Source organism: Chryseobacterium sp. AC405b (assembly GCF_979258685.1).
The window spans coordinates 1,805,373-1,831,017 of sequence record NZ_OZ409877.1; the positions used below are offsets into that span (position 1 = coordinate 1,805,373).

Genomic DNA, 25,645 nt, shown 5'->3' on the forward strand with positions numbered 1-25,645 from the left:
TTCAGAAACTATTTTATTTAACATTAAAAAAAACTAACTTATATGTTTAAGACTAAAGATGCTTGGATGAATTTCTTCTATTCATTCGGTGCTGCAATTGTAATTCTTGGAGCTTGGCTTAAAATTACTCACATTTCATTTGGCCCAATTAATGGTAACATTGCACTTACTGTAGGACTTGTTACAGAGGCAATTATCTTTATTATTTTCGCATTTGACCCTCCAGCAGCTGAAGAGTCTTACCACTGGGAAAATGTTTATCCTGAATTATTAGATAAGCATGCAAACCCAAATCCTTTACACTCTAATGTATCAGCAAAAAATACAATAGATCATTTCGCAGAATTAGAAAATTCTTTATCTGGAAAATTAGATAAGATGCTTCAGGATGCAAAATTAGATGTACAGTTATTCGACAGATTGAGAACTGGTATTGATAAATTTTCAAGTTCTGTAGATCAGATCAACCAAACAGTTGATGTATCTGCTTCTACACACAAATATAACGATCAGCTTAATAAAGCCGCTCAACACATGGAAAGCATGAATGCTCTATATGCATTACAATTAGAAAATGGTCAGAGACAATCTGATTTTGCTAAGAAATATGTTGAAGATATGCAAAAATCTGCTGAGCATTCTGAGAAGTTTAACCAAGAATTACAAGGTTTAACAACAAACTTAAACAGCTTAAACAGAGTTTACGGTGGTATGTTAACAGCAATGAAGTCATAATCCCGAACCATTAATTTATTAAAAAACTAAAGAAAAGAGAATGGCAAAAGGAAAACAGACTCCACGTCAGAAGATGATCAACCTAATGTATTTGGTGTTCATCGCAATGATGGCCCTAAATATTGATGTTGAAATTATTAGATCATATTATGATTCTACAAAAGCCCTTAAAGAGACAAGGTTTTTGACAGAGCAGAAAAATGAAGATATTTTTGAAAAAACTTTGGAAGCTAAGGCACAGCAGGTACCAGATACATATGCGCAGCCTTGGGAAGACTATAAAGGTCTGAAAAGTAAGCTAGATATTTTAGTAGCCTCTACAGAAGAAATCAAAGTAAAGCTTAAAAAACAAGCAGAGTTTGTTGATTTAGATCCTAAAACCGGTAAGGATATGGATGTAAGCGAGAATTTTTCTGCATTGAATAATAACGAAGCTACGACAGAATATTTTTTCAAGGAAGGTGATGAAAACAGTCCGTCAGCAAATGCTTTAGAGCTTAAAAAGAAAGATGGATGATGTAAAAAGTTACATCAATGCTAAATTCGGAAGTAACCAACAGCTTAAAAAGTTAGTTGACAGAGCCAATGCTTCTTTATCTGCAGAATATGCTAATGGGAAATCTCCAAACGGAAAAAATTGGTTCCAGAATAAATTTTACAACCAACCTCTTATTGCTGCGATTTCTAATTTAGAAATTATTCAGAACGATGCAAGAAACGTACAGTCTGATGCATTAGCATTAATGCTTCAGGAGAAAGTTGATGCAAGTATTAAGTTTAATCAGTATGAAGCTATTGTTTCTGCTCCTTCAGATATTCAGTCTGGTAAAAAAGCTGAAGCTATTATTATGTTAGGTTCTTATTCTAACAGCAATAAAATAAGCATTAGTGGAGTAAGCAGACAGGAAAATGGTAAAGGATATCTTCCTTTAAATACTGGTGGATTAGGAGAACGTAAGATTGGTGGTGTAATTACATTAACAGATGCATCAGGTAAAGCTCAAACTTTCCCTTTCACGCATACTTACAACGTAATCGCAGGTCCTCAACAAGTGAAATTGGAACAAGGTCTGTTGCTTTCTGCTGATAAGATGAATGTAATGTACAGAGGATTAGAAAACCCTGTTACTGGATCTATTCTTGGTGCTGATAATTCTAAATTATCTTTATCTGCTCCAGGTGCTGTTGTTAAAAACACAGGTAAAGGTAAATGGAATGTTATTCCTTCCACTGGAACTACTGTTAAATTAACATTATCCGGTACGGATCCTACAGGAAAATCTGTTTCTCAGGTATTTGAATATAGAATTAAAGGTGTTCCAAGACCGCAAGGGCAAATCAGAGGTAAAGCTGTGAATTTTATGCCAGTAGGTTCAATTCCTAACCAGATTGTAGCGGCTGCATTACCTGATTTTGACTTCCCTGTTTCATTTACTGTTAATAGCTTTATATTGAAGCTTCCAGGAAGAGCAGGTACACTAATCCAGGGTAGTTCTCTATCTTCTGCAGAAGGGTTATTAAGAAACCTTAGACCAGGTGATGTTGTTCAAATATATGATATCCAAGCTAAAGCTACAGGACTTGGAAATCAAACATTGAAAGAAATTTCACCAGTTATTATCAATGTTCAATAAGATTAATTTGTAAATTCATATTATGAAAAAATATATTAGCAGTCTTTTAGTTTTAGTTACTGGGTTTGCATTCTCCCAAACTATTCTAAATGCTTCTTCTCCGGAAGAGTTCAGACAGATGAGAGCTGAAAATATGAGAAAAGTGGGAGATACTGTTATTAGCAATAAAGTAAAACCACTAGAATACGGTTTTGTAGATGATAAAGACATCTTGAAAAGTATGATGGTATGGGAGATAATAGACATGAATGATAAAATTAATCAACCATTTTATTATGATGATCCTAATGGTTTATTATCAAAAACTACAAGGTCCCTATATCAAATTTTGTTGGATGCTGCATTAGAAGGAAAAATTGAAGAAGTTTATGAAGATGAAAATTTTTCAACTAAATCAACTCCAGATGGTATCAAGAAAAAATTGGAAAGTGTAAGAGTTGATGATGAATTAATTGAAATCATTAATTCAGGTGTTACGCCTACTGAAGCTCAAAAACAACAATATACAGATTTAATAAGAACTACAACTGATAAAGTTAAAGTCCTTAAAATTATGGGAATGTGGTTTATTGACAAAAGAGATGGTCAAATGAAATACAGACCACTTGGAATTGCTGCTATGGGACCAGATCCATCTTCAATTGGAAGAATAGGACCGGATGGTCAGCCATTAGCTGGTGCTGACGAATTAGTTGACTTATTCTGGGTATATTATCCTAAAGCAAGAGAGATCTTAGCAAACAACTATGTTTTTAACAAAAGCAATTCATCTGCAGATTTATCTTTTGATGATATAATTAATGCGAGAAGATTTTCTTCAATTATTTACAAGTCTTCAAGCGGTTTAGGTGATGGTGTTATCAAAGACTATATCCCTAGAAATGCTGAAGAGCAATTGGAAGAAAGCCAAAAGATCAAAGATCAAATTCTTCAAATGGAGAATGATATGTGGAATTACTAAATTTCACTTGATATTTATAAAAAACCTGAGTATTTTTACTCAGGTTTTTTTATTATGCAGAATGTAGATTATATAATTGTAGGAGATGGTTATGCAGCAATGTTTTTTGCGCATCAGCTTACAAAAAACAACAAATCTTTTGTTATTTTTTCTGAAGGAAAAAAAAGTGCTTCCCAAATATCAGCAGGTATTGTAAATCCTGTTGTTTTAAAAAAATTCACCACATTTTGGCTGGCTCAGCAACAATTGGATTTTCTTAAAATCTCACTTGATGAAATTGAGAAATATACAGGGGTGAATTATTTGATTAACGCTTCCATTCACAGGATTTTCCATGATGAGAACGAACAGAAGCTATGGCTTAAAAAATCACAGACTGAAGAACTTTCAAGCTTTCTAGATGAAAATTTTGAACATTTAAAAGGCGTTAAAAACATTTTTGATACAGGAATTGTAAATCAGTCTGCTAGATTAGACGTTCATGGATTTTTCAGTGGGTTATTGAAGTTTCACGGCAATAATTCGCAATTAGTAGATGAGAAGTTCAATTATACTGAAGTTGATATTGAAAATTCCACGTATCATAATTTTAAATATAAAAATATAATTTTCTGTGAAGGAATGGGCGTGAAAACCAATCCTTACTTTTCAAATATTCAGGTGATTCCCAATAAAGGTCATCATATCAGAGTAAAACTTTCTGAAGCAATCCCGAAAGAAATTACCATCAAAAAGAAGCATTTTTTGTTTCCGTTAAATGATGAATTGTATTTTTATGGAGGAACTTACGACAGAGAACAATTACATGAAAATATAGATGATTCTGCAGTGGAGCAGCTGAAAAACGGGTTATCTGAATTTTATCCGAATGATTTTGAGGTGAAAGAAGTTTACTTTGGCTTCAGACCTACTGTCAAAGATCGCAGACCAATCTTAGGCAGACATACGGAGTACACCAATTTTTATGTCTTTAATGGCTTAGGAGCGAGAGGAATTCTGAATGGATGTTACTTCTCAAAAAGTCTTTATGATTTTATTGAAAATGCAATAGAATTGCCCGAAGAAATTTCTTTAAATAGATTTATGAAAACAAAAGACACTGAATAAAGTGCCTTGTGTTTTTTTATTGTGATGCTATTTTCTTTTCTATATTGTTTCTTTTCCCGTGAAACAGAACCATATCCATTTCTTTTTTCAGAAAAGTTACTTCATATTTTGTTTCAGTGTAAAGATATCTATTATCTTCTGTAGAAAACCCGGTTGAAGATTGGTTTTTCTTAAGTTCGTATGTTTTTCCGTTAAGGTGAATAGTTATTCTGTCTTTGGTATGGTTGGTAATTATTTCGATTTCATCACCATGACGATCAGAAATGGTTTCTTTGGTTATTTCGTCTGTCGATACTTTTTCGGTCTTTTCCACTATCAGATCAGCATCTTTTGGGGTATTCTTACACGCTGAAAGAGTGAAGATTATTAGAAGAGTTAGTAAATATTTTTTCATTGGTATCTGCTATTTGATGGTTTGGTTGTATTGATTTAGTGATGCAAAAATACAATTATTTTTCTTTAAAATATGTTAATTTTTGATAATTAAATAATTTTGAGTTTATTTTTAGGTGATAATTTTATATTTAATGTAATTTATTGTTTCTGTCATTCATTTTTAAGATATAATCAATTGAAGTTACATTTTGTTAATAATGAAAAAATATGAAAACCTGAACTTTACATTTAAAAAAATTATATCGTTTTACTTTTTCTCGGAAAGACCTGAAGGCTTGAAGTTTTGTTTTTTTTCAGAATTGGTTTTTTAATATTTTACATCAAATAAAACACGTCAAGTTTTGTCGCATTACAGCTATAGCTTTGCATTATAAAATCTTAAGGCTATGGAATTACCGTTTTATTTAGGTTTCAGAGAATTTGAAAAAAATTATTACCACAATCTCGAACTTTGGTTCGAGCAATATCATAATACAAGCGAAATTGACTTTCTTAAAGGTCTTGCAACACTTTACAAACCTTATTTGAGTTACAGTTTTGCAGACGATAAATTGCAGGCTGATCCTACAATTCAGGTGAGAAATTGTTTTTTTTCTGCACTTGAAAATTATGGGATTTCATTTAATATTGATAAAAATTCGAAAACTAAACCCAATCAGGTTTCAGAATCAAAAACCATTTCGATGATGGAATATGCACAATGTGTTCTGGATAAAATAAATGCTTATTTTCAGCAAAATAAGATTTCTATAAAAGAAAATGAATCTGTGTTGGATTATATCAATCACTACGAAATCATCACCTTAAAAGAAAAAAACGGCTATTGCCTGGATTATGACCGGCATCAAAAAACCTTACCTTTTCTCAATGTATATTTACCTCGCTTCGGAAGTACGGTCGATATCTCACATTACAGAAATTTTTATTTTTCAGTTGTGAAAATTGCAGATTTTATCGACCAAAAGTTGAAAGCCGTTGAAGTGTTCGATCAGAGTATTTACAGCGAACTAAAATCTGAAGCCATGATAAAAATTCATATGAGAGATCACAGTTTTCTAACGATTTGTAACTGATTTTTTAGGAGCTTGATCCCGCTTTCCACTCTATCTTTTTCGCCAACGCTTTTTAAGCCCTTTCAGAAAAAGGATGCCGTTGCAATCGGGGCTAGGAAGTAGTCCAAATTCAACCAGGTAAACACCAACATTCATACTTCATTATATTGTAGAAATGCATTTAGAAGTGTATTTCAAGCAAAAAACCAGATCGATTGATCTGGTTTTTGTTTTTGTAGAGAAGATGGGATTCGAACCCACGATACAGTTACCCGTATACTACCTTTCCAGGGTAGCTCCTTCAACCACTCGGACACCTCTCTGTTTTGAAGACTGCAAAAATAGGTTATTTTATTGAATTTACAAATTCTAAATCTCCTATTCACTGATTTCTCCACAAATATTTCTTGAGAAATTATCTGCAAAACTGCCCTCATAATTAGGGTTGTCAATCAAATGCATTGCTTTTGTGATCGCAGATTCGGCGGTCATGTCTTTTCCGCTGATCGCTCCTATTTTAACAAAAATATTGCTGTTTTCATACTTTCCAAAAGAGATTCCTCCTGAAATACACTGACTTACTACCACGATTTCTGTTCCGCTATTTCTAATTTGCTGCAGTGTTTTCAAAGTTTTTTCATTGCTGAAAATCGTTCCCGAACCAAACACCTGAAGAATCAAAACTTTCATCTTCGGGATTTCTTTAAAATGATTGAGTTTCATCCCGGGAAAAATCCTCCAGAACAAAACATCTTCCGAAATATGTTCATCCACGTGAAACTCAATATTTTTATTACAACGGAATAAATTATCCTTATCAATTTTTAAATGCACTCCTGATTGCCCAAGAATAGGGTAGTTCGGACTGGAATATGCATCAAAATATTCTGCTGAATATTTCAAAGTACGATTTCCTCTCAATAATTTGTATTCAAAATAAATCGCAACTTCCTGAATCACCGCCTCATTGTCTTCGTAATAACTTGCGTAATACAAACTGGTTAAAAGATTCTCCTTTGCATCGGTTCTTAAGTCTCCGATAGGAAGCTGAGAACCTGTTAAGATCACGGGCTTTTTTAGACCTTTTAGCATGAAACTCAAGGCCGAAGCAGTGTAAGACATCGTGTCTGTACCGTGAAGCACTAAAAAACCATCGTATTCTTTGTAATTCTTTAAAATATAATTGGCGATAATTCTCCATTCTTCAGGTCCCATATCAGAAGAATCCAGGGGTTTTGCAAAAGGATGCACGAAAACCTCGCACTCCATCAGCTTCATTTCGGGCATTTTTTCAAAAATATTTCCGAAGTCAAAAGCACGGAGACTGTTTGTTTCGTAATCTTTTTCCATACCAATTGTTCCACCGGTATAAATGAGAAGGACTTTTCTTTTCATACTTTTATTAAAGAATTTTAACCTGAATCAGGTTCAGAATTTCAAAATTACGTTAATTTGCAAAGATTTGAAAATAGATGGAAGATTTAGCAAAAACTTACGAATACCTGAAGCAGTTTCTCACGGAAGAGCGGTTGAGAAAAATAGAATATTTTGCTCCCGAAAGTTCAGATTTTGTCTTGCCGGTTTTAGAAGATGTCTATCAGTTTCGTAATGCTGCAGCCATCGTAAGATCTGTGGAAGCCTGTGGCTTTCATAAAGTGGTAGCTTTGCAGGAAGAAAATAATTTTGAGCCCAATCTGAAAGTAACGAAAGGTGCGGATACCTGGGTTGAAGTAGAAAAACTTCCAAGAAATATGGAATCTTTTCGCAAGATTAGAAATGAAGGTTATAAGATCGTTGCAGTTTCGTTAGAAAATAATGCAAAAATGCTCCCCGAATACGAAATTACAGAACCCATTGCATTGGTTTTCGGAACTGAAATGGAAGGCGTTTCTCAGGAAATTTTAGATTTCGCAGATGAAACTTTAGCGATCCCGATGTTTGGTTTCACGAGAAGCTTTAATGTTTCCGTTGCAGCCTCAATTTGTATGTACGAATTGAAGCAGAAGTTGATAAAATCGGATATTCAGTATAAATTAAACGAAGAAAAACTGCTGAAAATGAAAATCCGTTGGGCGGTAAATTCAATGAAAAGTGGTGAAGGAATTCTAAATAGATATCTGAAAATGAATAATCTCAGTATTTTATGAAAAAATATACAAAACACTTATTTGTTTTTTCTTTCTGTATGTCTCTGGTAAGTCTTGTTTTAATTGAAAAAGGATATAAAGAAATATACCCATTTGCCAGCTGGAAGCTATTTACAGTTCCTAGCGGCGGAGCTTTGAAAGAAGAAAGATATATTTTGTATGGAATAAAAAATTCCGATACCGTCAAAATCAGGTATACTCCTTCAGAAAATTATGAAGTCAATGATCAGGCTTTAATTATAGATATATATGGAAGCAATATAGAAAACGATAAAGACAGAGATGTAAGCAATAAAAAACTATTGATTTTTGCAAAAGATATCCAGCCTCGCTATCAAAGTTATCTTCTTTATAAAGAAATTTATAACCCAAAGGAAATCGGTGAAAAAAAAATGAATACCTCTAAAAAATTAATTACAAAACTGTAATGACGTATCCACAGCTGACCATTTTTAATTATAAAGTTTCTTATTATGTAATGAGAATCTTCGGTATTTATTGGCTGGTTGTACAATATCTGAAATTTCAGGCACTTAAAGAAAGACCTGCCGAAATCAATGAGCCTGTTTTCTGGTTACAGAAAATAATGTTTCCTGAATATCCTTCTAACCTATTATTTATAGCCCTTTTGATTGTCTGCGGGTTGCTTTTTATTTATACTTTTCTAAAACCTTCTTACATTCTCAATGTTTGCATATTTTTATTGACAGCAATAATCAGTCTTCCGATTTCTGCAAATTACGGTGTACATCACGATAATCATCTCATTATTCTTGGTTTTTTCCTGAGTATTTTTCTTGTTCCAAAAAATCTTGAAAGTAATGATTACAAATGGGTTCAATATTTTTATCTTGGAATTTTGTCAACCTATACAATGGCAGGATTCTGGAAAATTTTAGGAACTGCAAAAAATTTAATTAAACAGACCGATAAAGTAATTTGGATTGATAAGAACGCTGCAAAACTAAATACCTATGATAGTTACTACAGAGCAGATGCCGTAATTCCTGAATGGATACAGAATATCTATGCCTATGAAAATGTTTGGGTCATTCTTACCATAATGGGAATTCTTACCCAATTTCTTTGCTTTTTGGGAGCGTTTAACAGAAAACTGCTCACATTTTTTATGGTATTTTTATTTGTTTTTCATTGGTACACGATGGAATTTGTACTTGCCAATTTTGAAGCTGCTAATTATTTTATTCTGGTCGTTTTATTTCCTTATCATATTTTTTCTTTCGCCTTAAAAGGAAATTTCTTTGAAAAAGTTTTGAAGGTGTAAAAGAGAATTGAATCAAATCATTTTGTTATAATTCCAGGCGGCTACAAAGATTCCCGCAGTTTCTGTCCGCAGTCTCTGGCTTCCGAGAGACACCGCTTTAATTCCTTTTTCGGCTAAAAACTGAATTTCTTTATCTGAAAAATCACCTTCAGGACCAATCAGGAAAGTATAGTTTTCTAATTTGGGGATTTCATTTAAATTAATTCTTTCCAAATTTTCGTTACAGTGCGCCACAAAAATGTTTTCAGAATTTATGTTTTTTAGAAAATCCGGTAATTTAATGAAATCATGAATAACGGGAAAATGAAACCTCAGACTTTGTTTCGAAGCAGCAATTGCCTGCTTTCTGATTTTATCAATATTTAAATTTTTTCGCTCAGTTTTTTCAGTCTGAAGAATCGTTATCTCATTAATCCCCATTTCTACGGCTTTTTCAACAAAAAATTCAATACGGTCAATATTTTTAGTCGCAGCAATGGCAATGTGAAGTTTTGGGCTAAAATCTGGTGTATCAGTTTGAATTTCTGAAACCTCAATTCCTGCTTTTTTACCTTCAATCATTAATTTTCCGGACGCAACATTGCCTTTTCCGTCGGTTACATGAATTTCTTCGCCATCTTTCATGCGAAGAACTTTTACGATGTGCTGCTGCTCTTCATCGTTGATGATTGCTTTTCTGTTATTGATTTCTCCAAAAAAAAGTTTCATATAGAATATTTAGAATCCCTGAAATTTATTTATTCTTAATTATTTAAAACGTAATCTCATTATCGCTTAAAAATGCCACTCCGGTTTTTATTGTGGTATAAATATCGCCTTCACAATCTCTGTATGAACAAGCGTAAATTTCCTCAATCCATTTATTATTCATAAAAATCAAATTCAGATATTCGTTTTTTCTTAAATTATTTTTGATGGATAAATAATCTCCTTCTTTAGGTTCGTAAGGAAAACTAAATACATTTTCTGAATTGATTTTCTCAATAATCTCTTCCTTTACATTTTGAACATATCCGATTTCTGAACTCGTCATTAAATAATCTTCGTCTCCAGATTTATCTGTTACTTCATTTTTTCCGGTAATCGTTTCTAAAACCCAATAGTATTTTGAGTTCTTTTTAGAATGCGTCACCAGTACTTTTTCTTCTAATAATACTTTCATCTGTAGATGTTTATTTTAAGTCGTATATTTAATAAGTTTTCCTTCCTTTAGGATTGGTTATAGATTGTATTTTGACGTTGCTCTGGTTCTCAGATCTGTAAATTCTCCTCTTTCAAATTTCAGCTGGGCAACCATCGCAATCATTGCTGCATTATCAGTAGTATACTCAAATTTCGGAATGTAAATATTCCAGCCTAATTTCTCATGATTGTGCTGCATTGCTTTTCTTAAAGCAGAATTGGCAGAAACCCCACCTGCGATGGCAACTTCGTTTATGTGTAAATCTTTCGCCGCTTTCTCCAATTTATTCATTAAAATTTCGATGATGCATCTTTGTACGGAAGCACAAAGGTCATTCATATTTTCTTTAATGAAGTCAGGATTTTTCTTCACTTCTTTTTGGATGAAATATAAAACTGAGGTTTTAATTCCGCTGAAAGAATAATCGTAATTTTCAAGTCTTGGTTTATTGAATTGAAAAGCATCAGGATTTCCTTCTTTTGCCAAACGGTCAATAATTGGTCCTGCCGGATAATCCAGATCGAAAATTTTACCGATTTTATCAAATGCTTCACCTGCTGCATCATCAATTGTTTTCCCGATAATCTCCATTTCGAAATAATCTTTTACCAAAACAATCATGGTATGTCCTCCGCTTACGGTAAGACACAGGAATGGGAATTTTGGCGGCACAGGATTTGCATCGTCGATGAAGTGCGCCAAAATATGAGCCTGAAGATGATTGACTTCTATCAAAGGAACATTTAAGCTCATAGCCAAAGACTTAGCGAAAGAAGTGCCTACAAGAAGAGAACCCAAAAGTCCTGGACCGGCGGGTAAAGCCTATGGCAGAGATTGCATTTTGTTGTATATTTGCTTTGGTTAAGGATTTTTCTACTACAGGGATAATATTTTGCTGATGAGCTCGTGACGCCAGCTCAGGAACAACACCTCCATATTCTTTATGGATTTCCTGGTTTGCGGCAATGTTTGAAAGAATAGAATTTCCTTTAATAATGGCTGCTGAAGTATCGTCACAAGACGATTCGATACCTAAAATTATAGAGTCACTCATAGTAATGGCAAAGTTAGAGAATAATAACGAAAATGAGCATAAAAAATCAGTAGCTGAGAACTTAGGAGATCAGGTACAAAAGACCGTAGACAATGTTCAGGAGACGGTGAAAGAAGCTTCCGAGTTAGCCTCCGATGCCATTCGTCATCCCATAGATACTGCTCAGGAATTCGGTAAACAGGCTGCAAAAGATGTTACAAGCTATTCTTGGTGGGCAAAACTTTTACTGATATTATTCTGGTCAGTACTTTCTCTTGTAGTTATTATTCTTATCGCAATCAATCTTCCGGTAACAAAAAGATGGGCAGCAGATCAGGCGTTACAGATTGTCAACAGAGACTTTAAAGCAAAAATGTCTACAGAAAGTGTAGAGGTAGATTTCTTTGGTGACGTCACCATAAAAGGTTTAAGAATAAAAGACTATAAAAATTTAGATTTCATCAAAGCAAGAGAATTTAAAGCCAATTCAGACTGGTTTTCTCTGGCAACAAATATTGGTAAGAACAACTCTTTGAGCTTCAATGGATTGACCCTAAGAGACGCTGATATCAAAGTGATTACTTATAAAGGCGACAGTATTTCGAATTTTATACGGTTCACAAAACTTTTTGACAGCGGGAAAAAAGCAGATCCTGCAAAACCTCCTTTTCAATTAAATTCAAGATTGGAAATTTTAGACTCTAAAGTTTCAATCATTAATGAGAATTCTCCGGGAGAAGCCGGGAAATGGCTGACTGCCACGAATGTTAATCTGATAGCACCCCTGCTTAAAGTAAACGGTGCCAATGTTTCTGCACAAATCAATAATTTTACCTTTACCACCAAAAGATGGGGGAAATCTCATTTTGTAGACACTTTTTCTACTGATTTTTCAATGACCGAAGATTTTCTTTATCTGAAAGATCTGACTTTAAACACCGATCATTCGCTTCTGCAGGGTGATATAAAATTTAACTTAAATAAAGGTTCTTGGGCAGATTTTACCAACAAAGTAAAATGGGATATGAATCTCAAGCTGGGAAGTCAGTTGAGTGGGTATGACATCAGCTATTTTGTAACCAATTGGGATAACTACATTCCGTTTAATGTCAGCGGAAAAATGTCCGGACCGCTGAATAAATTCACGCTTGATAATTTTCTTATCAGAAATCCTTCTGTGAACATTGCCACGCAGAAAATGAACATTACCAATTTGCTTAAAGGTAATTTTTTAATTGAAACCAATAATCTCTCTGCAGATTTCACTTACAAAGATCTGAAAGCGATGATGCCGAAATTTATTTCATCTAAAATGAAAAACTTCGCAGATGATTTTGGCAAATTAAAATATAATGGTGATGTAAAAGTAAATCCTAAACAGGTTTACGTTTCTTCCGGAAATCTGATGACCGGAATAGGACAAGCGAAGATTTCCAACTTTTCATTGACAGATTTCAGCACTGCAATGCCTAAATACAAAGGCTATGCGGAAGTAAGAGATTTAAATACTTCAGTGATTACGAAAAGTAAAACGGTTGGGTTAATTTCCGGAAAATTCAATATCGACGGGCAGAGTTTTGATGTGAATACAATGCGTATCAGAACCAGATCTCAGATTTCAAGCATCGATATCATGAATAAAGAGATCAATAACCTGAGCTTGGACGGTTTGCTTGATCATAAAAAATATAACGGTTTGATTACCGTAAATGATGAGCAGGCAAAAGCTACCGTAAAAGGGCTTATTGATTTTAGTACTGCCAGAATTTCTGCCAATGTGGATGCGAATGTGACGCATTTGAATATGAATTATTTCACCGGTAAACCAGGAAACCAAATCGTAAGTGGCCAGGTAAACGGAAAAATGTCGATGACCAATCTGAACGATTTAAATCTTGATGTTGAGGCAAATAATATCAATTTTGCAACCGTTACACAGCGTTATCAAATTCCAAATGCAAAGATAAAAACGTTTATTGAAAACGGAAACAGAGTAATTGATGTAAATGCACCGGGAGCAGTAGAAGGTAAAATTTCAGGAAAATATAATCTTGCTGATTTAGCGGGAATGGTGGAGAATGGTTTAGGAAAAATCTTAGTGGGTCCACAGCCAAGAAAATTATATCACGGACAGAATTTCACAATGAATTTTGATGTTCAGCAGGGTTTGGTGAGCTATTTTATGCCCGATCTGAAGCTTCCTCAAGGCGCAACAGTAGAAGGAGAATATGACGGAAATTCGAATAATTTGATTTTGAATCTTGATGCCGCTTCCCTAAAGTATGTGATGACCAAAAAAGAAGAAATCACAGATGCAGATATGGCTTTGGCAAATGCAAATCCTGATTATAAGATCAATGAAAGAGAAACAATTACCAGAGACAGTGCTTTGGTGGATAGTGTAATGGTGAGAATTAATACAGCGAATCTTGATCAGCAGCTTTATGCGAAAATAAAAAGGGTAGAATACAATAAAAATATTCTGAAAGACATACTTCTCACAGGGAAAAATGAAAATAACTCCACACTTCGTATTGCGACCAGCTTTAAGCACGGAAGTCCTGAAGATGAGCTTGATGATAATCTGAAAAACTATGCAATAAATTTCAATCAATCGACCAATCCTTCGGGAGATTATATTTTTAGGTTTGAACCTACAGAAGTCAGCTTTAATAATGTGACCTGGGCAATCGATACGAGTGCAGATTTGGATCACTACATAAGTTACCGCAAAAGCACACAGGATTTTGAAGTTAAAAATCTTAAAATTTATTCTGATAAAAGTTCCATCTTGATCAATGAATCGATATTCAAATCTGCAAAAGATTTCTACGTTGATGCAGAAGTACAGGATTTTGCTATCGAGAAACTTTTAGAAATGCAAGCCGGAGGAAATCCGATGGATATTAAAGGTTTAGCCAATGGAAGTGTGAAAATAAAAATGGATAAAAGCACATTGCAGCCATTGGTTGATTTGACGGTTGATGATATCATGATGAATGGAAATGATATGGGTGATCTTACCATATCTGCAGTTAACGGCTACTCTTTAAATGTTTATGATGTTGATGTAAAAGTAACTTCGTCGGGAATCATTGGGAATAATAATCTGCATTTGACAGGAACCGTTAATAACAATACACCTTCGCCAACCATCGATCTGACGGCGCAATTGGATGAGTTTGATCTGGCATTTACACAACAGTTTGTTCAGACAATTTTTGGGAATTTAAGAGGAAAAGCAACAGGAGATTTGAAGATTAACGGAACTTTGAAAAACCTAGATTACAGTGGAGATATAGCTTTGAAACAGTTTGGATTAAAACTTTTATTCACAGGAGTTGATTATTCATTTGATGATACGGTAATTCCTCTTTCTAAAGGTTTGGCAATTCTGAACAATATCGGAGTACATGATGGAAGATCAAATTCTCAGGGAACAATTTCCGGGGCGATACAGTTTGAAACGATATCGTCAATGGGAGTCAACCTTGTTATGAGAGCAGATAATCTGCTAATGCTAAGTACTACGCAGAAAGAATATGACCTTTTCTGGGGAAGAGTTTACGGTCAGGGAGATTTATATGTTGATGGTGCCTGTTTCGGCTTTAAATTTATCAACTCCGAATATGAAAGCATTGAATGGAAGTACCTTTACTTTCAATTCAAGTTCTACTTCAAATGTTGAAGAATTTAAAATGCTAAGGTTTTTGCAGGAAGGAAAAGACGGTCTGGTCACTTTAGAAGAAAAGAAAAAATCAGGATCGAATATGAATATTGATTTCAGTCTTGATGTGGATAAAGGAACCACGGTGAATGTTTTGGTAGGGGATGATGTCGGAAATATTACAGTGAAAGGAGTCGCTGAAGACTTGAGATTCCAGATGGGAAGACAGGGTGCGATAGCGATGAATGGCTCCTATATGGTAGACAGCGGAACTTTTGTATCTAAGGCAATATTAAACAGAACCTTCCAGATTCAAAAAAACAGCAGTATTCGTTGGGATGGTGATGCAATGAAGCCTGCATTAGATATATCGGCAAACTATGTAAGAATGGTTTCAAATGCCGGAGAATATCTGAATATGGGTCAATTGCAGCCGATCAGTATTTTGTTGCAAGCCAATATTACCAATACTTTGAATGATCCCAAAATAGCGCTGAATGTTACCGCTTTGGATGTTTCCAGTCAGGTAAAAGAAACTTTGGCAGCGAAAATCAATCAAACAGAAGGAGAGAATGTTCTTCAATTCGGATCTATTCTTTTGCTGAATATGTTTAATGTGACAAACACGGGAGGATTAGTGTTTGATGCAGTGGGTGTTGCAGAATCTTCGGGATATAATATGCTTCTGAAACAGTTGGGTTCGGTTCTTAATACGATGAGCAGTGAATTTCAGATTGATTTAAATTACGTTAAAGCAGATCAGAATTCTAACGTGGGAGATCGTGCAAATGCAGGAGTGAGCTTTGACCTTTCACCAAGAGTCACTGTAAAGACAGGTTTGGGAATTCCGTTGAATAAAACAGATGCTACAGATGCCAATTATCTATCCGGAGAGGGAAGTATTGAATATGATATTTCTAAAAAGAATGACGGAACTTTAATTTTAAGAGGCTATTCTAAACCTACCAATATAGGAATGGGAGTGGGGACAGTGGGTACAAACGGCTCTGCGAATCAGGCATATGGAGGCGGTATCGTATGGAGTAAAAGCTTCAATTCTTTGTTCAAAAAGAAGAGAAAAGATAAAAAACAGGTACCTTCTACTACTGAAATAAAAACAGATTCCGTAAAATCAGAGGTTAAATAATCTGAATCCTTGAATGATTTTTGTCATATGTGTTAATTATTGTTAATCTTTGATATATATTCCTTAGTTAATTTATTTTTCTTAATTTTGTAAAAAATTTATCGATTTTTTAGGAAAAATATAATTTCACTAATATGAACTATCAACTGGACGAAATAGACAAGAAAATTCTTGATTTCTTAGTAGAAAACACAAGAATGCCTTTTACAGAAATTGCTAAGCAGATGGATGTATCTGCCGGAACAATCCACGTAAGGGTGAAGAAAATGGAAGATGCAGGTATTATTTTAGGATCATCTCTTAATTTAGATTATGGTAAACTAGATTACCACTTTACAGCTTTTATCGGAATTCTTTTAACAAAATCAAACCGTACGCAAGAGGTTTTGAAAGAGTTGGGAACAATTCCAAACGTTGTAGAAGCGAGCGTTATCTCAGGAAAGTATAATATTTTCTGCAAGGTAAAAGCTAAAAATACTGAAGACGCTAAAAAAATTATTTATCAGATCGACGACATCCAGGATGTGATGAGAACTGAAAGTATGATCTCTATGGAAGAGTTTTTAAGCGATAAAAACAGATTGATCAACGCAATCTCAATTTAATCAAATTTTAGACGATATAAATACCAAAGAACTTATGAAGTAATTCATAAGTTCTTTATTTTTGCAGTATGGAAAAGGAATACAAAGAATACAGTTACTTTGATGAAGATCCAAAGAAAGGATGGGGTTTTATTTTGGCATTAGCTTCTTTGCTTTTGTTTACCTTTATGGGAATAGGGTTAGATTTTGATGAGTATTTACAGCATGAGACCTTAAATATTCCGTCAGGCTATTTCTACTTCATTTTCTCAATAGATTTTCTGATGATTGCAGGAATTGTACTGATATACTTTTACCGGAAAATAGGCATCATTCTGTTTCCTGTGATGTTGGTTTTGCACTTCTTTATGCACAACTACTATTTGTCTACATTCTTATATTCAGACGTTACCAATCTTTTCCTTTTTACAGGTTTTGGGATGTTGGCAATTATTCCGAAGTGGAAGTTTTTCAGATAATAAGATTTTCGCACAATTAAGTTTATTATTAAGCTTTTAAAAAATATTCAGTTGAGTTTTGATTAAGAATCTCACGATTTTTTTTATAAATAAAAAAAGCATCCAGATATGGATGCTTTTATCAATTTCAGATGAAATTTATGATGCTAAAATTCTCTTCACAGCTTCTTTTACAGCTGCTGCGTCGATTTTATATTTTTTCATTAATTCAGCTGGTGTCGCAGATTCTCCGAACGTATCGTTTACGGCAACAAATTCTTGTCTTGTAGGTCTTTTTCTAGCCAACATTCCCGCAACAGATTCACCTAAACCTCCAAGGTAGTTATGTTCTTCAGCAGTTACAATCTTCCCAGTTTTCTCAACAGACTTTAAGATGATCTCTTCATCCAAAGGTTTAATCGTATGGATGTTAATTACCTCACAAGATATACCTTCTTTCTCAAGTTCATCTGCGGCAACCAAAGATTCCCAAACCAAGTGACCTGTTGCAACAATCGTCACATCAGTTCCTTCCTGCAAAAGAATACCTTTTCCGATCTCGAAAGGCATATCTTCAGGAATAAACACAGGAACGGTAGGCCTTCCGAATCTTAAATAAACAGGCACCTTCGTGATCTGCAATTGCTAAGGTTGCTGCTTTAGTCTGGTTGTAGTCACAAGGATTGATAACCGTCATTCCCGGAAGCATTTTCATCATTCCGATATCTTCCAGAACCTGATGCGTTGCACCGTCCTCACCTAAAGTAAGACCTGCGTGAGAAGCACATATTTTAACATTCTTTCCGGAATAAGCGATAGACTGACGAATCTGGTCATACACTCTTGATGTAGAAAAGTTAGCAAACGTTCCCGTAAAAGGAATTTTTCCTGTAATGCTTAAACCTGCAGCCAATCCCATCATGTTTGCTTCAGCAATACCCACCTGGTAAAATCTTTCAGGAGCTTTTTCGATGAATTTTTCCATTTTCAAAGAACCGATAAGGTCTGCACATAATGCTACTACATTAGGGTTTTTGTCCGCTAATTCGGCTAAACCAGCCCCAAATCCTGAACGTGTATCTTTTTTTTTCTGTATATGTATATTTCATGTGAATTTCTAAGTTTATAAATGATTAATGATGCTTGATAATTGATTTAAAATACGAAATCATTCATCGCTTATCAATTATCATTGATGTTAATAATCTGCCGGAGCTTCCAGATATAATTGTTTGAATGCGGTATCCAACTGCTCATCATTAGGAGCTTTACCATGCCAAGCATGACTTCCCATCATATAATCTACACCATTACCCATTTCAGTATGAAGAATAATTACCACTGGTTTTCCTTTTCCGGTTTCGGTTTTTGCTCTCTCAAGAATTCCGATTACGGCTTCAAGATCGTTACCGTTTTTCTCTTCTAAAACAATCCATCCGAAAGCTTCTAATTTTGCATGAAGATTTCCTAAAGAAAGTACATTTTCTGTGCTTCCGTCAATTTGTTGTCCGTTATAATCAATGGTTGAGATGATGTTGTCTACTTTTTTTGCTGCAGCATACATCAAAGCTTCCCAAACCTGACCTTCCTGCAATTCTCCGTCTCCGTGAAGTGTGTATACCAACGAATCGTCACCGTCTAATTTTTTACCCTGAGCAACACCCAGAGCAACAGAAAGTCCCTGACCTAAAGATCCTGAAGCAATTCTGATTCCCGGCAAACCTTCGTGAGTCGTCGGGTGGCCCTGTAATCTTGAATCTAATTTTCTGAAAGTCTTCAATTCAGCTACCGGAAAGAAATCAAATCTTGCCAAAGTAGAATAGAAAACCGGCGAAATATGTCCGTTTGAAAGATAGAAGTGATCTTCGTTTTTACCTTCCATGGTGAATGGCAGGTTGTAGTTCATCACTTTACCGTAAAGTGCAGCGAAATACTCTGTACAGCCTAAACTTCCACCAGGATGTCCTGAATTTACAGCATGAACCATTCTTAAAATGTCTCTTCTGATTTGCGTAGTAAGAGATTTCAGCTCTTCAATACTTTTACTCATTGTATAGGATTTATTTGCACGCAAATCTACAATTTTTTACTGGCTTACGGAAATGGAAAAATCAGGGCATTTAGCTGGGTTTTGTCTATTGAATTTTACTTTAGTATGATTAACCTTTTCAGGTGTTATTTCTTCGGTATCCTTCGATTGCTTTTCATTGGATTTTAATGAGAAGTATTTAAAAACAAAGACTTTAACAGGTTATTTATTTTTTATAAAAAACATAAAAATCAGCTTTTGAATTAAAAATCATTACAGCATTATTCTTAATTCCAAAAGTGCCTTCTTCACTAATATAATCGAATTGCTGAGATAAATTTTCGCCGTTGGTTTTTAATATATTATATTTTTTATCTTTTAAATATACACCAATAGTATTGCTTTGATAAGTAGGACTAAAACACTGAAATTCTGAAGAAACAATTAAATTTAACCTGTTATTTTCTAATAAGAAGTATTTCCACACTTGATCTTCAAATAACATGATATACTTTCCTAAGAATTGAATTTTTTCATATTTAATTTTCAGGATTTCTTTACCATTAGAAAGAGATAAACCATATTTATCTTTATTTTTCAAAATAAGTAAATTAGGGTTACTATCATACATTAAGAAATTCTGTGAAACAATTGAATCCATTTCAGTTCTAAAAACAGACTTTTCATCTTTTTTATAAACTAATTTGTATTTTTCTGATTCTGTTTTAGAAATGAAATAATCTGGACTCATGGGCTCCGCACAATAGATGAATCCGGATTGTTTTGTACCACTTCTTAAATTATATATAATTCCTCCATTATCAAAAATTCCGTATTTTTCATAAGAAAGATAACTTTATTGGAAAAGGAGATTGTGAATGATAAATAAATTCACCAAGATGATTGATAAGCCCCCAAGTGCCATTGTTTTTAACAATTGCTGATTTCCCTGTAAATGGATAAGCTGATTCGTAACCCATTTCAATTACTTTATTTCCATTCTTATCATAAAAATAAAAAAGGTCATCTTTTGATAAATTATTTTTATTACTTACGTAAAGTGTATCATCAGATATTTTGACGATCTCATTAAGAATATTAAAATCTATTTTGTCAGAAAATTGAATTAGTTGATTTTGTGCAGAAATATTGTTTACAATTAATAATGTAATTATTGAGATATATAATTTTACTTTATTTAATGACATTTTAAGTTGTATAGTTTTAATAATAATCAGATTTTAAACCAACTTCAAATAATTTTTATTCTTCACCAGCCACAAACCAATAAAGGTCAGCAAACCATTTAGAATAATCAGTTCCACACCAATTCTATAATCTGTGTAAGTTGTCACAGAATAATTAATCAAATAAGTAAGAACCGGTGCCAAAAGTGTAACGGCAAGTATTGAGTATTTTCTAGAAATTTTAAATTTAGTAAAGATCCCGAAAGCGAAAAGTCCCAGAAGAGGGCCATACGTGTAGCCTGCGATTTCCATGATTAAATACACAATTGATTTGTCGTTCATCGCTTTGAAAACCATTATCAATATGAAAAAAACGATGGTAAAAGTTAAATGAATCTTCATACGAAGATGTTTCTTCTGCTTTTCAGTTCTGGTTTTATCTTCATTTAAATTTAATAAATCTACACAGTAAGAACTCGTAACTGCCGTCAAAGCGCCATCCGCAGAAGGGAACAGTGCTGAGATTAAACCGATAATAAAAATAACAGAAATTGCCAGTGGGAAATATCCGTTCAGTGATAATGCAGGAAACAAATCGTCTCCCATAATGTTTTTCACGTTTCCAGCAGCATCTTTAAATCCGAAAACATTAGAAACTACTTCTTTTCCTTCTACAATACTGGTGATTTGAGAATATCCTGCACCATTTTGTAAAGCAAAAAGATAAAGCAATCCACCCAAAAACAGGAACGCAAGATTTACAAAAAGCAATGTTCCTGCAAAAGTCAGCATATTTTTTTTCGAATTCTGAAGGTTGTCTACAGAAATGTTTTTCTGCATCATTTCCTGATCCAATCCGGTCATTGCTATCGTAATAAAAATACCTCCCAGAATGGTTTTCAGGAAAAATGTTTTGGAATTGGGATCAAAATTGATCAAATGGGTATAGTTTTTCTCTCCTAAAATAGTATATGCTTCTCCAAAAGACAGATTCAAATTAGATAAAATATAGACGATACAAGCAATCAAACTGATAATCATAAATGAGGTCTGCAAAGTATCGGTAATCACAATGGTTTTTACACCACCCTCGAAAGTGTATAAAAGTACCATTAATAAAAGAACCATTGCCGTTACCCAAAACGGAACGCCCAAATCTTGTAATAAAAAGATCTGTAAAACATTAACCACTAAATATAATCTTGCCGTTGCGCCAATTGCTCTCGAAATAATGAAAAATATAGACCCTATTTTATGCGCTTCTACGTTAAATCTTTTTCCTAAGTAGGTATAAATCGAAGTCAGATTCATCTTATAGTAGAGTGGAAGTAAAATTGCCGCCACGATAAAATACCCGATGAAAAATCCGATCACCATCATGTAATATTCGAAACCTCCGAAAATGTATTCGCTTCCGGTCATTTTCCCGACGGTTCCGGGTACGGAAATGAATGTTACTCCGCTTAAGCTGGTTCCGATCATCCCGAAAGCAACAAGCCACCATTTACTTTTTTTATTACCGATGAAAAACGACTGATTGTCAGAATTTCGGCTGGTAAAATACGAGATCACCAATAGACCTACAAAATAAACGAAAACAAACAGCAAAAGGATAGTTCCGGGATTCATGCTTAGATTTTAAATTTTAGCAAATATAGTTTTTTTTGTTTCTGCTAAAAAAGAAAAACCTTTCAGAGAAATTTTCTGAAAGGTTTTGTAAATTTTACTATTAATTTAAAAGACTAAAGCACGTCTTGCAAATCTTTGTTTTTCTGGAAAGTTGCTTTCGCAAACGGACAAAGCGGAATGATTTTTTTACCTTTTTCCCTTGCAAATTCTACGGCTTTAATAAGCATTTCTTTTCCGACACCTTTTCCATTGTATTCTTCCTCAACTTCGGTATGATCAATGATGAAACGCTCTTCACCTGCCCAAGTGTAGGTCATTAATCCTGCTTTTTTTCCTTCAACTGAAGCTTCAAAGCTTCCGTGTTTTTCGTCGTTGTTTTGTTTTACTTCTATCATATTATGAAATTTTGGTTTGAATTTGAATCTCATTCATTAAAATCTTGTGAATAGGACAGGCATCTGCGATTGTTTCCAGTCTTTTAAATTGATCATCGCTCAGCTGGTGTCCTTCAAAACTAATATTTCTTTTAAAAACTGCCAGTTTTGTGAGCGGAAAATTTTCCAGTTCTACTTCTACATCTATTTTTTCTACATTCCATTCTTTTCGGTCGATATACATTCTTAAAGTGGCTGCGGTACAGCTTGCCAAAGATGTTGCCAGTATTTCAAAAGGATTGAAACCTTTGTTTTGCCCGCCCTTGTCCACGGGTTCATCTGTGATTAACTGATTTTCCCCGGCAATAACTTCTGTATAATATTTTATTTTGCCTAAACTTGCTTTTACGGTTACAGCCATTACTTTTCAGTTTTTAATTCATAGGTTAATGCACCGGAAGGACATTGCTTGATCTGATTTATTAGTTGATCAGAAGCTGTATTTTCTGCCTTGATCCAGGGTCGTGCTTTCGGATCATACACATCAGGAAGTAATTTTACGCAAATTCCGGCGTGAACACACTTTTGAGGCTGCCATATTACATGAATGTTGCCATTAGAATATTGGTGTTTTTCCATAATGTTTAAGATTTAATTTGATTTTTAAAACTTTCAATGGTATCACTTAGCTCTTTCAATACTTCAGGATTGGTGACACCGGTTTCTAAATCGAAGTTTTCATAAAATTTAGATAATGAAAAAGTCTCTTTCACATCTGCTCCAAATTGAGGAAGGAACGTTTTTGCCGTATTCATTACATTTCCTCCTCCATAACCTCCCGGAGAAGTACTCATCAAAAGCATTGGTTTGTTTTGAAATACTTTTACATTAATTCTTGATGCCCAGTCGAATACGTTTTTGAAGGCGGCACTGTATGATCTGTTGTGTTCTGCAAGCGAGCAAATGATCACATCACATTCTTCTATCTGCTTTAAAAAGTTGTGAGCTTCATCAGGAAAACCTTTCTTTTCGAGATCTACAGAGAAAACAGGCATGTTGAAATCATTGAGGTCGATTAAGTTAATATCCTCTTCCTGAAAACTTTTCAGAACAAATTTTACCAGTTCTCTGTTGATAGATGTGGAAGAAGTACTTCCTGCAAATGCTAATATTTTCATTATTTATATTTTAAATACTCTTCGTTATTTTTTCTTTGAATCCTCTTTTACTTTTTCCAGGTAATTATTTTCCAGATTTTTGAGTTTTTTGAAAAAATTTGCTTTATCCATAAATATTTCTGGGTTGTAAGAATCTCCTGCTTTTCTTTTCTGATGAAGATCAAACTGACTTGCATGGGAAGCAACCCATAGATCAAAGTTTATTTTTTTCATCGCTTCAAAAGTTTCTGCATAGTCCTTTTGAATAGTTTTATAGGTCAAGACTTCAGAAAACTTACCGTCAATAATAACTGAAGGTAAATTAGCGATCAGAACTTTATAGTTTTTGTTTCCTTCTTTTGTCTCGAATATAAAACTGCAAGATCCTTTTGTATGACCGGGATGATGGAGCAGGGTTAAAACTGTAGTTCCGAGCTTTATTTTATCATTGTTTTTCAAAACAAAATCTGGTTGTACGGGTTTGAAAGTGACCCCGTATTTTCCCATTTCGTAATCAGTTTTGCCTCCACTTTTCAGTTCTTCGGCATCTTTTTCATCAATATAAAGCTTGGCGCCCGTTTCTTTTTTTATTTCTGCCATTGCTCCCATGTGATCGTAATGAGCTTGCGTTAAAGTGAGGATTTTTATATCATTATAATTAAAACCGAGTTGTTTTATATTTTTTTTAATGATAGGAAGAGAATCAGCCAGACCCGTATTAATTAATATGTTTCCCTTATTCGTGACGATCAGATAAGATGCCAAATCATAGGTTCCCACATAATATAAATTTCCTGCAATTTTGAAAGGTGCATAATTCTGCGACCATTCTGCAGGGTTGTTTTTTGGTTCTGTCACGGTTTGTGCATCACCTAAAAAAGATATAATTGCAAAGATTACAAGCAGGATTTTTTTCATTGGATAAAAATATTGGTGTCGTAGGATGTAGATTTACATTTATTTTCTGTTTAAAATCGCTTTAGGAAGCGGAACATATTCGTTCTCATCACCCGGAACTAAAGGAAAAGCATCGTGATTTTGATCATTCCAGTCTATTTTTGCTTTATCAATCAGTTCTTTATCTGAGTTTACAAAATTCCAGAATATGAAACGTTCTTCACCAAATGGCTCACCACCAAAAAGATAAACCGTTGCATTGTCACTCATTTCGAATTCACAAAGTTGGGTGTTTTTAGCTATCAAAAGTTGTTTAGAGCCATAATTATTACCTTCAATATTTACAGTTCCGTCTAAAACATACATGGCAGCTTCTCCGTAAAGATCTTGCCCGATGCTGATTTTCTGTGCGATTTTGGTTTTAATTTCGATAAAAAATAATTTGCTGTGAACAGGAACCGGAGACTTCTTTCCGAAAGCTTCACCTGCAATTAATTTATACTGAACTTCATTTTCTTCCCAAACAGGGAGTTCGTTTGCTTCAATGTGGCTGAAAGTTGGCTCACTTTGCTCAAGATGTTTCGGGAGACCTACCCAGATTTGAAAGCCATGGAGTTTTTTATCTGTTGTTCTTAAATACTCAGGAGTTCTTTCTGAATGTACAACACCTTTTCCGGCGGTCATCCAATTAACAGCTCCCGGTTTTATTTCAAGAGCACTCCCGATGCTGTCTCTGTGAAAAATAGATCCTTCCAATAAATAGGTTAAAGTTGAAAGACCGATATGCGGATGCGGCGGTACGTCAAGATTCTGAAAATCTTTCAATTCTGCAGGCCCCATGTGATCGATAAATACAAAAGGTCCGTACCGCTCTTTTTTCACGAAAAGGCAATAATCTTCCGACTAAAAAGTTTCCTATATCTGCTGATTTTTCCTCTAATATAAGTCCGATGTTTGACATGATGAGTTTCGTTTTGGTTTTT

General features: G+C 34.2%; 24 protein-coding genes, 1 tRNA gene and 4 pseudogenes. 12 read left to right on the plus strand and 17 right to left on the minus strand.

The genetic code is table 11. From position 1 onward, the window contains the following. Positions 1 to 42: 42 nt before the first annotated feature. The 4 genes and pseudogenes from porL (at position 43) to ACZZZA_RS08765 (ending at position 4,437) form a co-directional block, all read left to right on the plus strand. The gene (gene porL / locus ACZZZA_RS08750; protein ID WP_463430991.1) at positions 43 to 735 is read left to right on the plus strand and encodes a type IX secretion system motor protein PorL/GldL; all 693 of its coding nucleotides are present in this window, start codon (positions 43 to 45) and stop codon (positions 733 to 735) included. A gap of 40 nt (positions 736 to 775) precedes the next feature. Continuing rightward, a pseudogene (gene porM / locus ACZZZA_RS08755) lies at positions 776 to 2,369 on the plus strand (type IX secretion system motor protein PorM/GldM). A 22-nt stretch (positions 2,370 to 2,391) separates the two neighbouring features. Beyond that, positions 2,392 to 3,330: a type IX secretion system ring subunit PorN/GldN gene (gene porN, locus ACZZZA_RS08760; RefSeq protein WP_463430993.1), complete on the plus strand. Its 939-nt coding sequence runs from the start codon at positions 2,392 to 2,394 to the stop codon at positions 3,328 to 3,330. Positions 3,331 to 3,384: 54 nt separating this feature from the next. Continuing rightward, positions 3,385 to 4,437 carry an NAD(P)/FAD-dependent oxidoreductase gene (locus tag ACZZZA_RS08765; protein ID WP_463430995.1) on the plus strand — a complete coding sequence of 351 codons (1,053 nt, stop codon included), beginning with the start codon at positions 3,385 to 3,387 and terminating at the stop codon, positions 4,435 to 4,437. Between the two features lie 16 nt (positions 4,438 to 4,453). Here ACZZZA_RS08765 and ACZZZA_RS08770 read toward each other — a convergent pair whose 3' ends face one another. Further along, the gene (locus ACZZZA_RS08770; RefSeq protein ID WP_463430997.1) at positions 4,454 to 4,831 is read right to left on the minus strand and encodes a hypothetical protein; all 378 of its coding nucleotides are present in this window, start codon (positions 4,829 to 4,831) and stop codon (positions 4,454 to 4,456) included. 388 nt (positions 4,832 to 5,219) lie between these two features. On the opposite strand from ACZZZA_RS08770, the gene ACZZZA_RS08775 reads away from it, so the two are divergent. Beyond that, a complete protein-coding gene (locus tag ACZZZA_RS08775; RefSeq protein WP_463430999.1) occupies positions 5,220 to 5,906 on the plus strand; it encodes a hypothetical protein in 687 nt (228 codons plus the stop codon). Positions 5,907 to 6,121: 215 nt separating this feature from the next. Here the strand turns inward: ACZZZA_RS08775 and ACZZZA_RS08780 are convergent. Both ACZZZA_RS08780 and ACZZZA_RS08785 read right to left on the minus strand, forming a co-directional pair. After that, positions 6,122 to 6,208 (minus strand) — tRNA-Ser (locus tag ACZZZA_RS08780). A 55-nt stretch (positions 6,209 to 6,263) separates the two neighbouring features. Further along, positions 6,264 to 7,280, minus strand: a complete 1,017-nt coding sequence (locus ACZZZA_RS08785) for an asparaginase (protein WP_463431001.1) — start codon at positions 7,278 to 7,280, stop codon at positions 6,264 to 6,266. Positions 7,281 to 7,357: 77 nt separating this feature from the next. Between ACZZZA_RS08785 and ACZZZA_RS08790 the strand changes: the two genes are divergently transcribed. From ACZZZA_RS08790 to ACZZZA_RS08800, 3 genes are read left to right on the plus strand one after another with little or no spacing between them, the layout of a single operon-like run. Then, positions 7,358 to 8,032, plus strand: a complete 675-nt coding sequence (locus ACZZZA_RS08790; RefSeq protein ID WP_463431003.1) for a TrmH family RNA methyltransferase — start codon at positions 7,358 to 7,360, stop codon at positions 8,030 to 8,032. Then, the gene (locus ACZZZA_RS08795) at positions 8,029 to 8,460 is read left to right on the plus strand and encodes a hypothetical protein (protein WP_463431005.1); all 432 of its coding nucleotides are present in this window, start codon (positions 8,029 to 8,031) and stop codon (positions 8,458 to 8,460) included. The genes ACZZZA_RS08790 and ACZZZA_RS08795 overlap by 4 nt, the downstream gene beginning before the upstream one ends. Continuing rightward, positions 8,460 to 9,317 carry a hypothetical protein gene (locus ACZZZA_RS08800; RefSeq protein WP_463431007.1) on the plus strand — a complete coding sequence of 286 codons (858 nt, stop codon included), beginning with the start codon at positions 8,460 to 8,462 and terminating at the stop codon, positions 9,315 to 9,317. The genes ACZZZA_RS08795 and ACZZZA_RS08800 overlap by 1 nt, the downstream gene beginning before the upstream one ends. Before the next feature lie 12 nt (positions 9,318 to 9,329). Here the strand turns inward: ACZZZA_RS08800 and ACZZZA_RS08805 are convergent, their stop codons facing one another. From ACZZZA_RS08805 to tsaD, 3 genes and pseudogenes are all read right to left on the minus strand, one after another. After that, positions 9,330 to 10,025, minus strand: a complete 696-nt coding sequence (locus tag ACZZZA_RS08805; RefSeq protein WP_463431009.1) for an RsmE family RNA methyltransferase — start codon at positions 10,023 to 10,025, stop codon at positions 9,330 to 9,332. Positions 10,026 to 10,068: 43 nt separating this feature from the next. Then, positions 10,069 to 10,479, minus strand: coding sequence for a hypothetical protein (locus ACZZZA_RS08810; RefSeq protein WP_463431011.1), 411 nt, complete (start codon positions 10,477 to 10,479; stop codon positions 10,069 to 10,071). A gap of 57 nt (positions 10,480 to 10,536) precedes the next feature. Beyond that, positions 10,537 to 11,554 (minus strand): annotated as a pseudogene (gene tsaD, locus ACZZZA_RS08815) (tRNA (adenosine(37)-N6)-threonylcarbamoyltransferase complex transferase subunit TsaD). 4 nt (positions 11,555 to 11,558) lie between these two features. Between tsaD and ACZZZA_RS08820 the strand changes: the two are divergent. From ACZZZA_RS08820 to ACZZZA_RS08835, 4 genes are all read left to right on the plus strand, one after another. Continuing rightward, positions 11,559 to 15,221 (plus strand): translocation/assembly module TamB, encoded by a 3,663-nt coding sequence (locus ACZZZA_RS08820; protein WP_463431013.1) that lies wholly within the window; start codon positions 11,559 to 11,561, stop codon positions 15,219 to 15,221. Then, entirely contained in the window at positions 15,163 to 16,347 is a 1,185-nt protein-coding gene (locus tag ACZZZA_RS08825; RefSeq protein WP_463431015.1) for a translocation/assembly module TamB domain-containing protein, read from the plus strand. Before ACZZZA_RS08820 ends, ACZZZA_RS08825 begins: the two co-directional genes overlap by 59 nt. 134 nt (positions 16,348 to 16,481) lie before the next feature. Continuing rightward, positions 16,482 to 16,952 carry an Lrp/AsnC family transcriptional regulator gene (locus tag ACZZZA_RS08830; protein WP_047446659.1) on the plus strand — a complete coding sequence of 157 codons (471 nt, stop codon included), beginning with the start codon at positions 16,482 to 16,484 and terminating at the stop codon, positions 16,950 to 16,952. Between the two features lie 68 nt (positions 16,953 to 17,020). Then, positions 17,021 to 17,410, plus strand: coding sequence for a hypothetical protein (locus tag ACZZZA_RS08835; protein ID WP_463431020.1), 390 nt, complete (start codon positions 17,021 to 17,023; stop codon positions 17,408 to 17,410). 138 nt (positions 17,411 to 17,548) lie between these two features. Here ACZZZA_RS08835 and ACZZZA_RS08840 read toward each other — a convergent pair. The 11 genes and pseudogenes from ACZZZA_RS08840 to ACZZZA_RS08890 all read right to left on the minus strand — a co-directional run bounded on the left by ACZZZA_RS08840 (position 17,549) and on the right by ACZZZA_RS08890 (position 25,623). Next, positions 17,549 to 18,498, minus strand: a pseudogene (locus tag ACZZZA_RS08840) (transketolase family protein). An 89-nt stretch (positions 18,499 to 18,587) separates the two neighbouring features. Further along, positions 18,588 to 19,439 carry a transketolase gene (locus ACZZZA_RS08845; protein ID WP_463431022.1) on the minus strand — a complete coding sequence of 284 codons (852 nt, stop codon included), beginning with the start codon at positions 19,437 to 19,439 and terminating at the stop codon, positions 18,588 to 18,590. A gap of 205 nt (positions 19,440 to 19,644) precedes the next feature. Further along, on the minus strand, positions 19,645 to 20,169 hold the full coding sequence (locus ACZZZA_RS08850; protein ID WP_463431024.1) for a hypothetical protein: 525 nt from the start codon (positions 20,167 to 20,169) through the stop codon (positions 19,645 to 19,647). An 88-nt stretch (positions 20,170 to 20,257) separates the two neighbouring features. Then, positions 20,258 to 20,626, minus strand: a complete 369-nt coding sequence (locus tag ACZZZA_RS08855; RefSeq protein ID WP_463431026.1) for a WG repeat-containing protein — start codon at positions 20,624 to 20,626, stop codon at positions 20,258 to 20,260. A gap of 33 nt (positions 20,627 to 20,659) precedes the next feature. Further along, complete coding sequence (locus ACZZZA_RS08860; protein ID WP_463431028.1) at positions 20,660 to 22,234, minus strand: sodium:solute symporter; 1,575 nt, start codon at positions 22,232 to 22,234, stop codon at positions 20,660 to 20,662. 113 nt (positions 22,235 to 22,347) lie between these two features. Next, positions 22,348 to 22,629, minus strand: coding sequence for a GNAT family N-acetyltransferase (locus ACZZZA_RS08865; protein WP_463431030.1), 282 nt, complete (start codon positions 22,627 to 22,629; stop codon positions 22,348 to 22,350). Between the two features lies 1 nt (position 22,630). Next, on the minus strand, positions 22,631 to 23,029 hold the full coding sequence (locus tag ACZZZA_RS08870) for an OsmC family protein (protein WP_463431032.1): 399 nt from the start codon (positions 23,027 to 23,029) through the stop codon (positions 22,631 to 22,633). Beyond that, positions 23,029 to 23,247: a (4Fe-4S)-binding protein gene (locus tag ACZZZA_RS08875; protein ID WP_463431034.1), complete on the minus strand. Its 219-nt coding sequence runs from the start codon at positions 23,245 to 23,247 to the stop codon at positions 23,029 to 23,031. The genes ACZZZA_RS08870 and ACZZZA_RS08875 overlap by 1 nt, the downstream gene beginning before the upstream one ends. A 5-nt stretch (positions 23,248 to 23,252) precedes the next feature. Continuing rightward, complete coding sequence (locus ACZZZA_RS08880; RefSeq protein WP_463431036.1) at positions 23,253 to 23,786, minus strand: NADPH-dependent FMN reductase; 534 nt, start codon at positions 23,784 to 23,786, stop codon at positions 23,253 to 23,255. Between the two features lie 24 nt (positions 23,787 to 23,810). After that, the gene (gene bla / locus ACZZZA_RS08885; protein ID WP_463431038.1) at positions 23,811 to 24,683 is read right to left on the minus strand and encodes a subclass B3 metallo-beta-lactamase; all 873 of its coding nucleotides are present in this window, start codon (positions 24,681 to 24,683) and stop codon (positions 23,811 to 23,813) included. A gap of 39 nt (positions 24,684 to 24,722) precedes the next feature. Next, positions 24,723 to 25,623, minus strand: a pseudogene (locus ACZZZA_RS08890) (pirin family protein). Between the last annotated feature and the right edge of the window lie 22 nt (positions 25,624 to 25,645).

Bases quoted from the DNA above. Each gene is read 5' to 3' on its own strand.
- porL (WP_463430991.1), top strand. From the start codon at position 43: ATGTTTAAGACTAAAGATGCTTGGATGAATTTCTTCTATTCATTCGGT.
- porN (WP_463430993.1), top strand. From the start codon at position 2,392: ATGAAAAAATATATTAGCAGTCTTTTAGTTTTAGTTACTGGGTTTGCA.
- ACZZZA_RS08765 (WP_463430995.1), top strand. From the start codon at position 3,385: ATGCAGAATGTAGATTATATAATTGTAGGAGATGGTTATGCAGCAATG.
- ACZZZA_RS08770 (WP_463430997.1), bottom strand. From the start codon at position 4,831: ATGAAAAAATATTTACTAACTCTTCTAATAATCTTCACTCTTTCAGCG.
- ACZZZA_RS08775 (WP_463430999.1), top strand. From the start codon at position 5,220: ATGGAATTACCGTTTTATTTAGGTTTCAGAGAATTTGAAAAAAATTAT.
- ACZZZA_RS08785 (WP_463431001.1), bottom strand. From the start codon at position 7,280: ATGAAAAGAAAAGTCCTTCTCATTTATACCGGTGGAACAATTGGTATG.
- ACZZZA_RS08790 (WP_463431003.1), top strand. From the start codon at position 7,358: ATGGAAGATTTAGCAAAAACTTACGAATACCTGAAGCAGTTTCTCACG.
- ACZZZA_RS08795 (WP_463431005.1), top strand. From the start codon at position 8,029: ATGAAAAAATATACAAAACACTTATTTGTTTTTTCTTTCTGTATGTCT.
- ACZZZA_RS08800 (WP_463431007.1), top strand. From the start codon at position 8,460: ATGACGTATCCACAGCTGACCATTTTTAATTATAAAGTTTCTTATTAT.
- ACZZZA_RS08805 (WP_463431009.1), bottom strand. From the start codon at position 10,025: ATGAAACTTTTTTTTGGAGAAATCAATAACAGAAAAGCAATCATCAAC.
- ACZZZA_RS08810 (WP_463431011.1), bottom strand. From the start codon at position 10,479: ATGAAAGTATTATTAGAAGAAAAAGTACTGGTGACGCATTCTAAAAAG.
- ACZZZA_RS08820 (WP_463431013.1), top strand. From the start codon at position 11,559: ATGGCAAAGTTAGAGAATAATAACGAAAATGAGCATAAAAAATCAGTA.
- ACZZZA_RS08825 (WP_463431015.1), top strand. From the start codon at position 15,163: ATGAAAGCATTGAATGGAAGTACCTTTACTTTCAATTCAAGTTCTACT.
- ACZZZA_RS08830 (WP_047446659.1), top strand. From the start codon at position 16,482: ATGAACTATCAACTGGACGAAATAGACAAGAAAATTCTTGATTTCTTA.
- ACZZZA_RS08835 (WP_463431020.1), top strand. From the start codon at position 17,021: ATGGAAAAGGAATACAAAGAATACAGTTACTTTGATGAAGATCCAAAG.
- ACZZZA_RS08845 (WP_463431022.1), bottom strand. From the start codon at position 19,439: ATGAGTAAAAGTATTGAAGAGCTGAAATCTCTTACTACGCAAATCAGA.
- ACZZZA_RS08850 (WP_463431024.1), bottom strand. From the start codon at position 20,169: ATGAGTCCAGATTATTTCATTTCTAAAACAGAATCAGAAAAATACAAA.
- ACZZZA_RS08855 (WP_463431026.1), bottom strand. From the start codon at position 20,626: ATGTCATTAAATAAAGTAAAATTATATATCTCAATAATTACATTATTA.
- ACZZZA_RS08860 (WP_463431028.1), bottom strand. From the start codon at position 22,234: ATGAATCCCGGAACTATCCTTTTGCTGTTTGTTTTCGTTTATTTTGTA.
- ACZZZA_RS08865 (WP_463431030.1), bottom strand. From the start codon at position 22,629: ATGATAGAAGTAAAACAAAACAACGACGAAAAACACGGAAGCTTTGAA.
- ACZZZA_RS08870 (WP_463431032.1), bottom strand. From the start codon at position 23,029: ATGGCTGTAACCGTAAAAGCAAGTTTAGGCAAAATAAAATATTATACA.
- ACZZZA_RS08875 (WP_463431034.1), bottom strand. From the start codon at position 23,247: ATGGAAAAACACCAATATTCTAATGGCAACATTCATGTAATATGGCAG.
- ACZZZA_RS08880 (WP_463431036.1), bottom strand. From the start codon at position 23,786: ATGAAAATATTAGCATTTGCAGGAAGTACTTCTTCCACATCTATCAAC.
- bla (WP_463431038.1), bottom strand. From the start codon at position 24,683: ATGAAAAAAATCCTGCTTGTAATCTTTGCAATTATATCTTTTTTAGGT.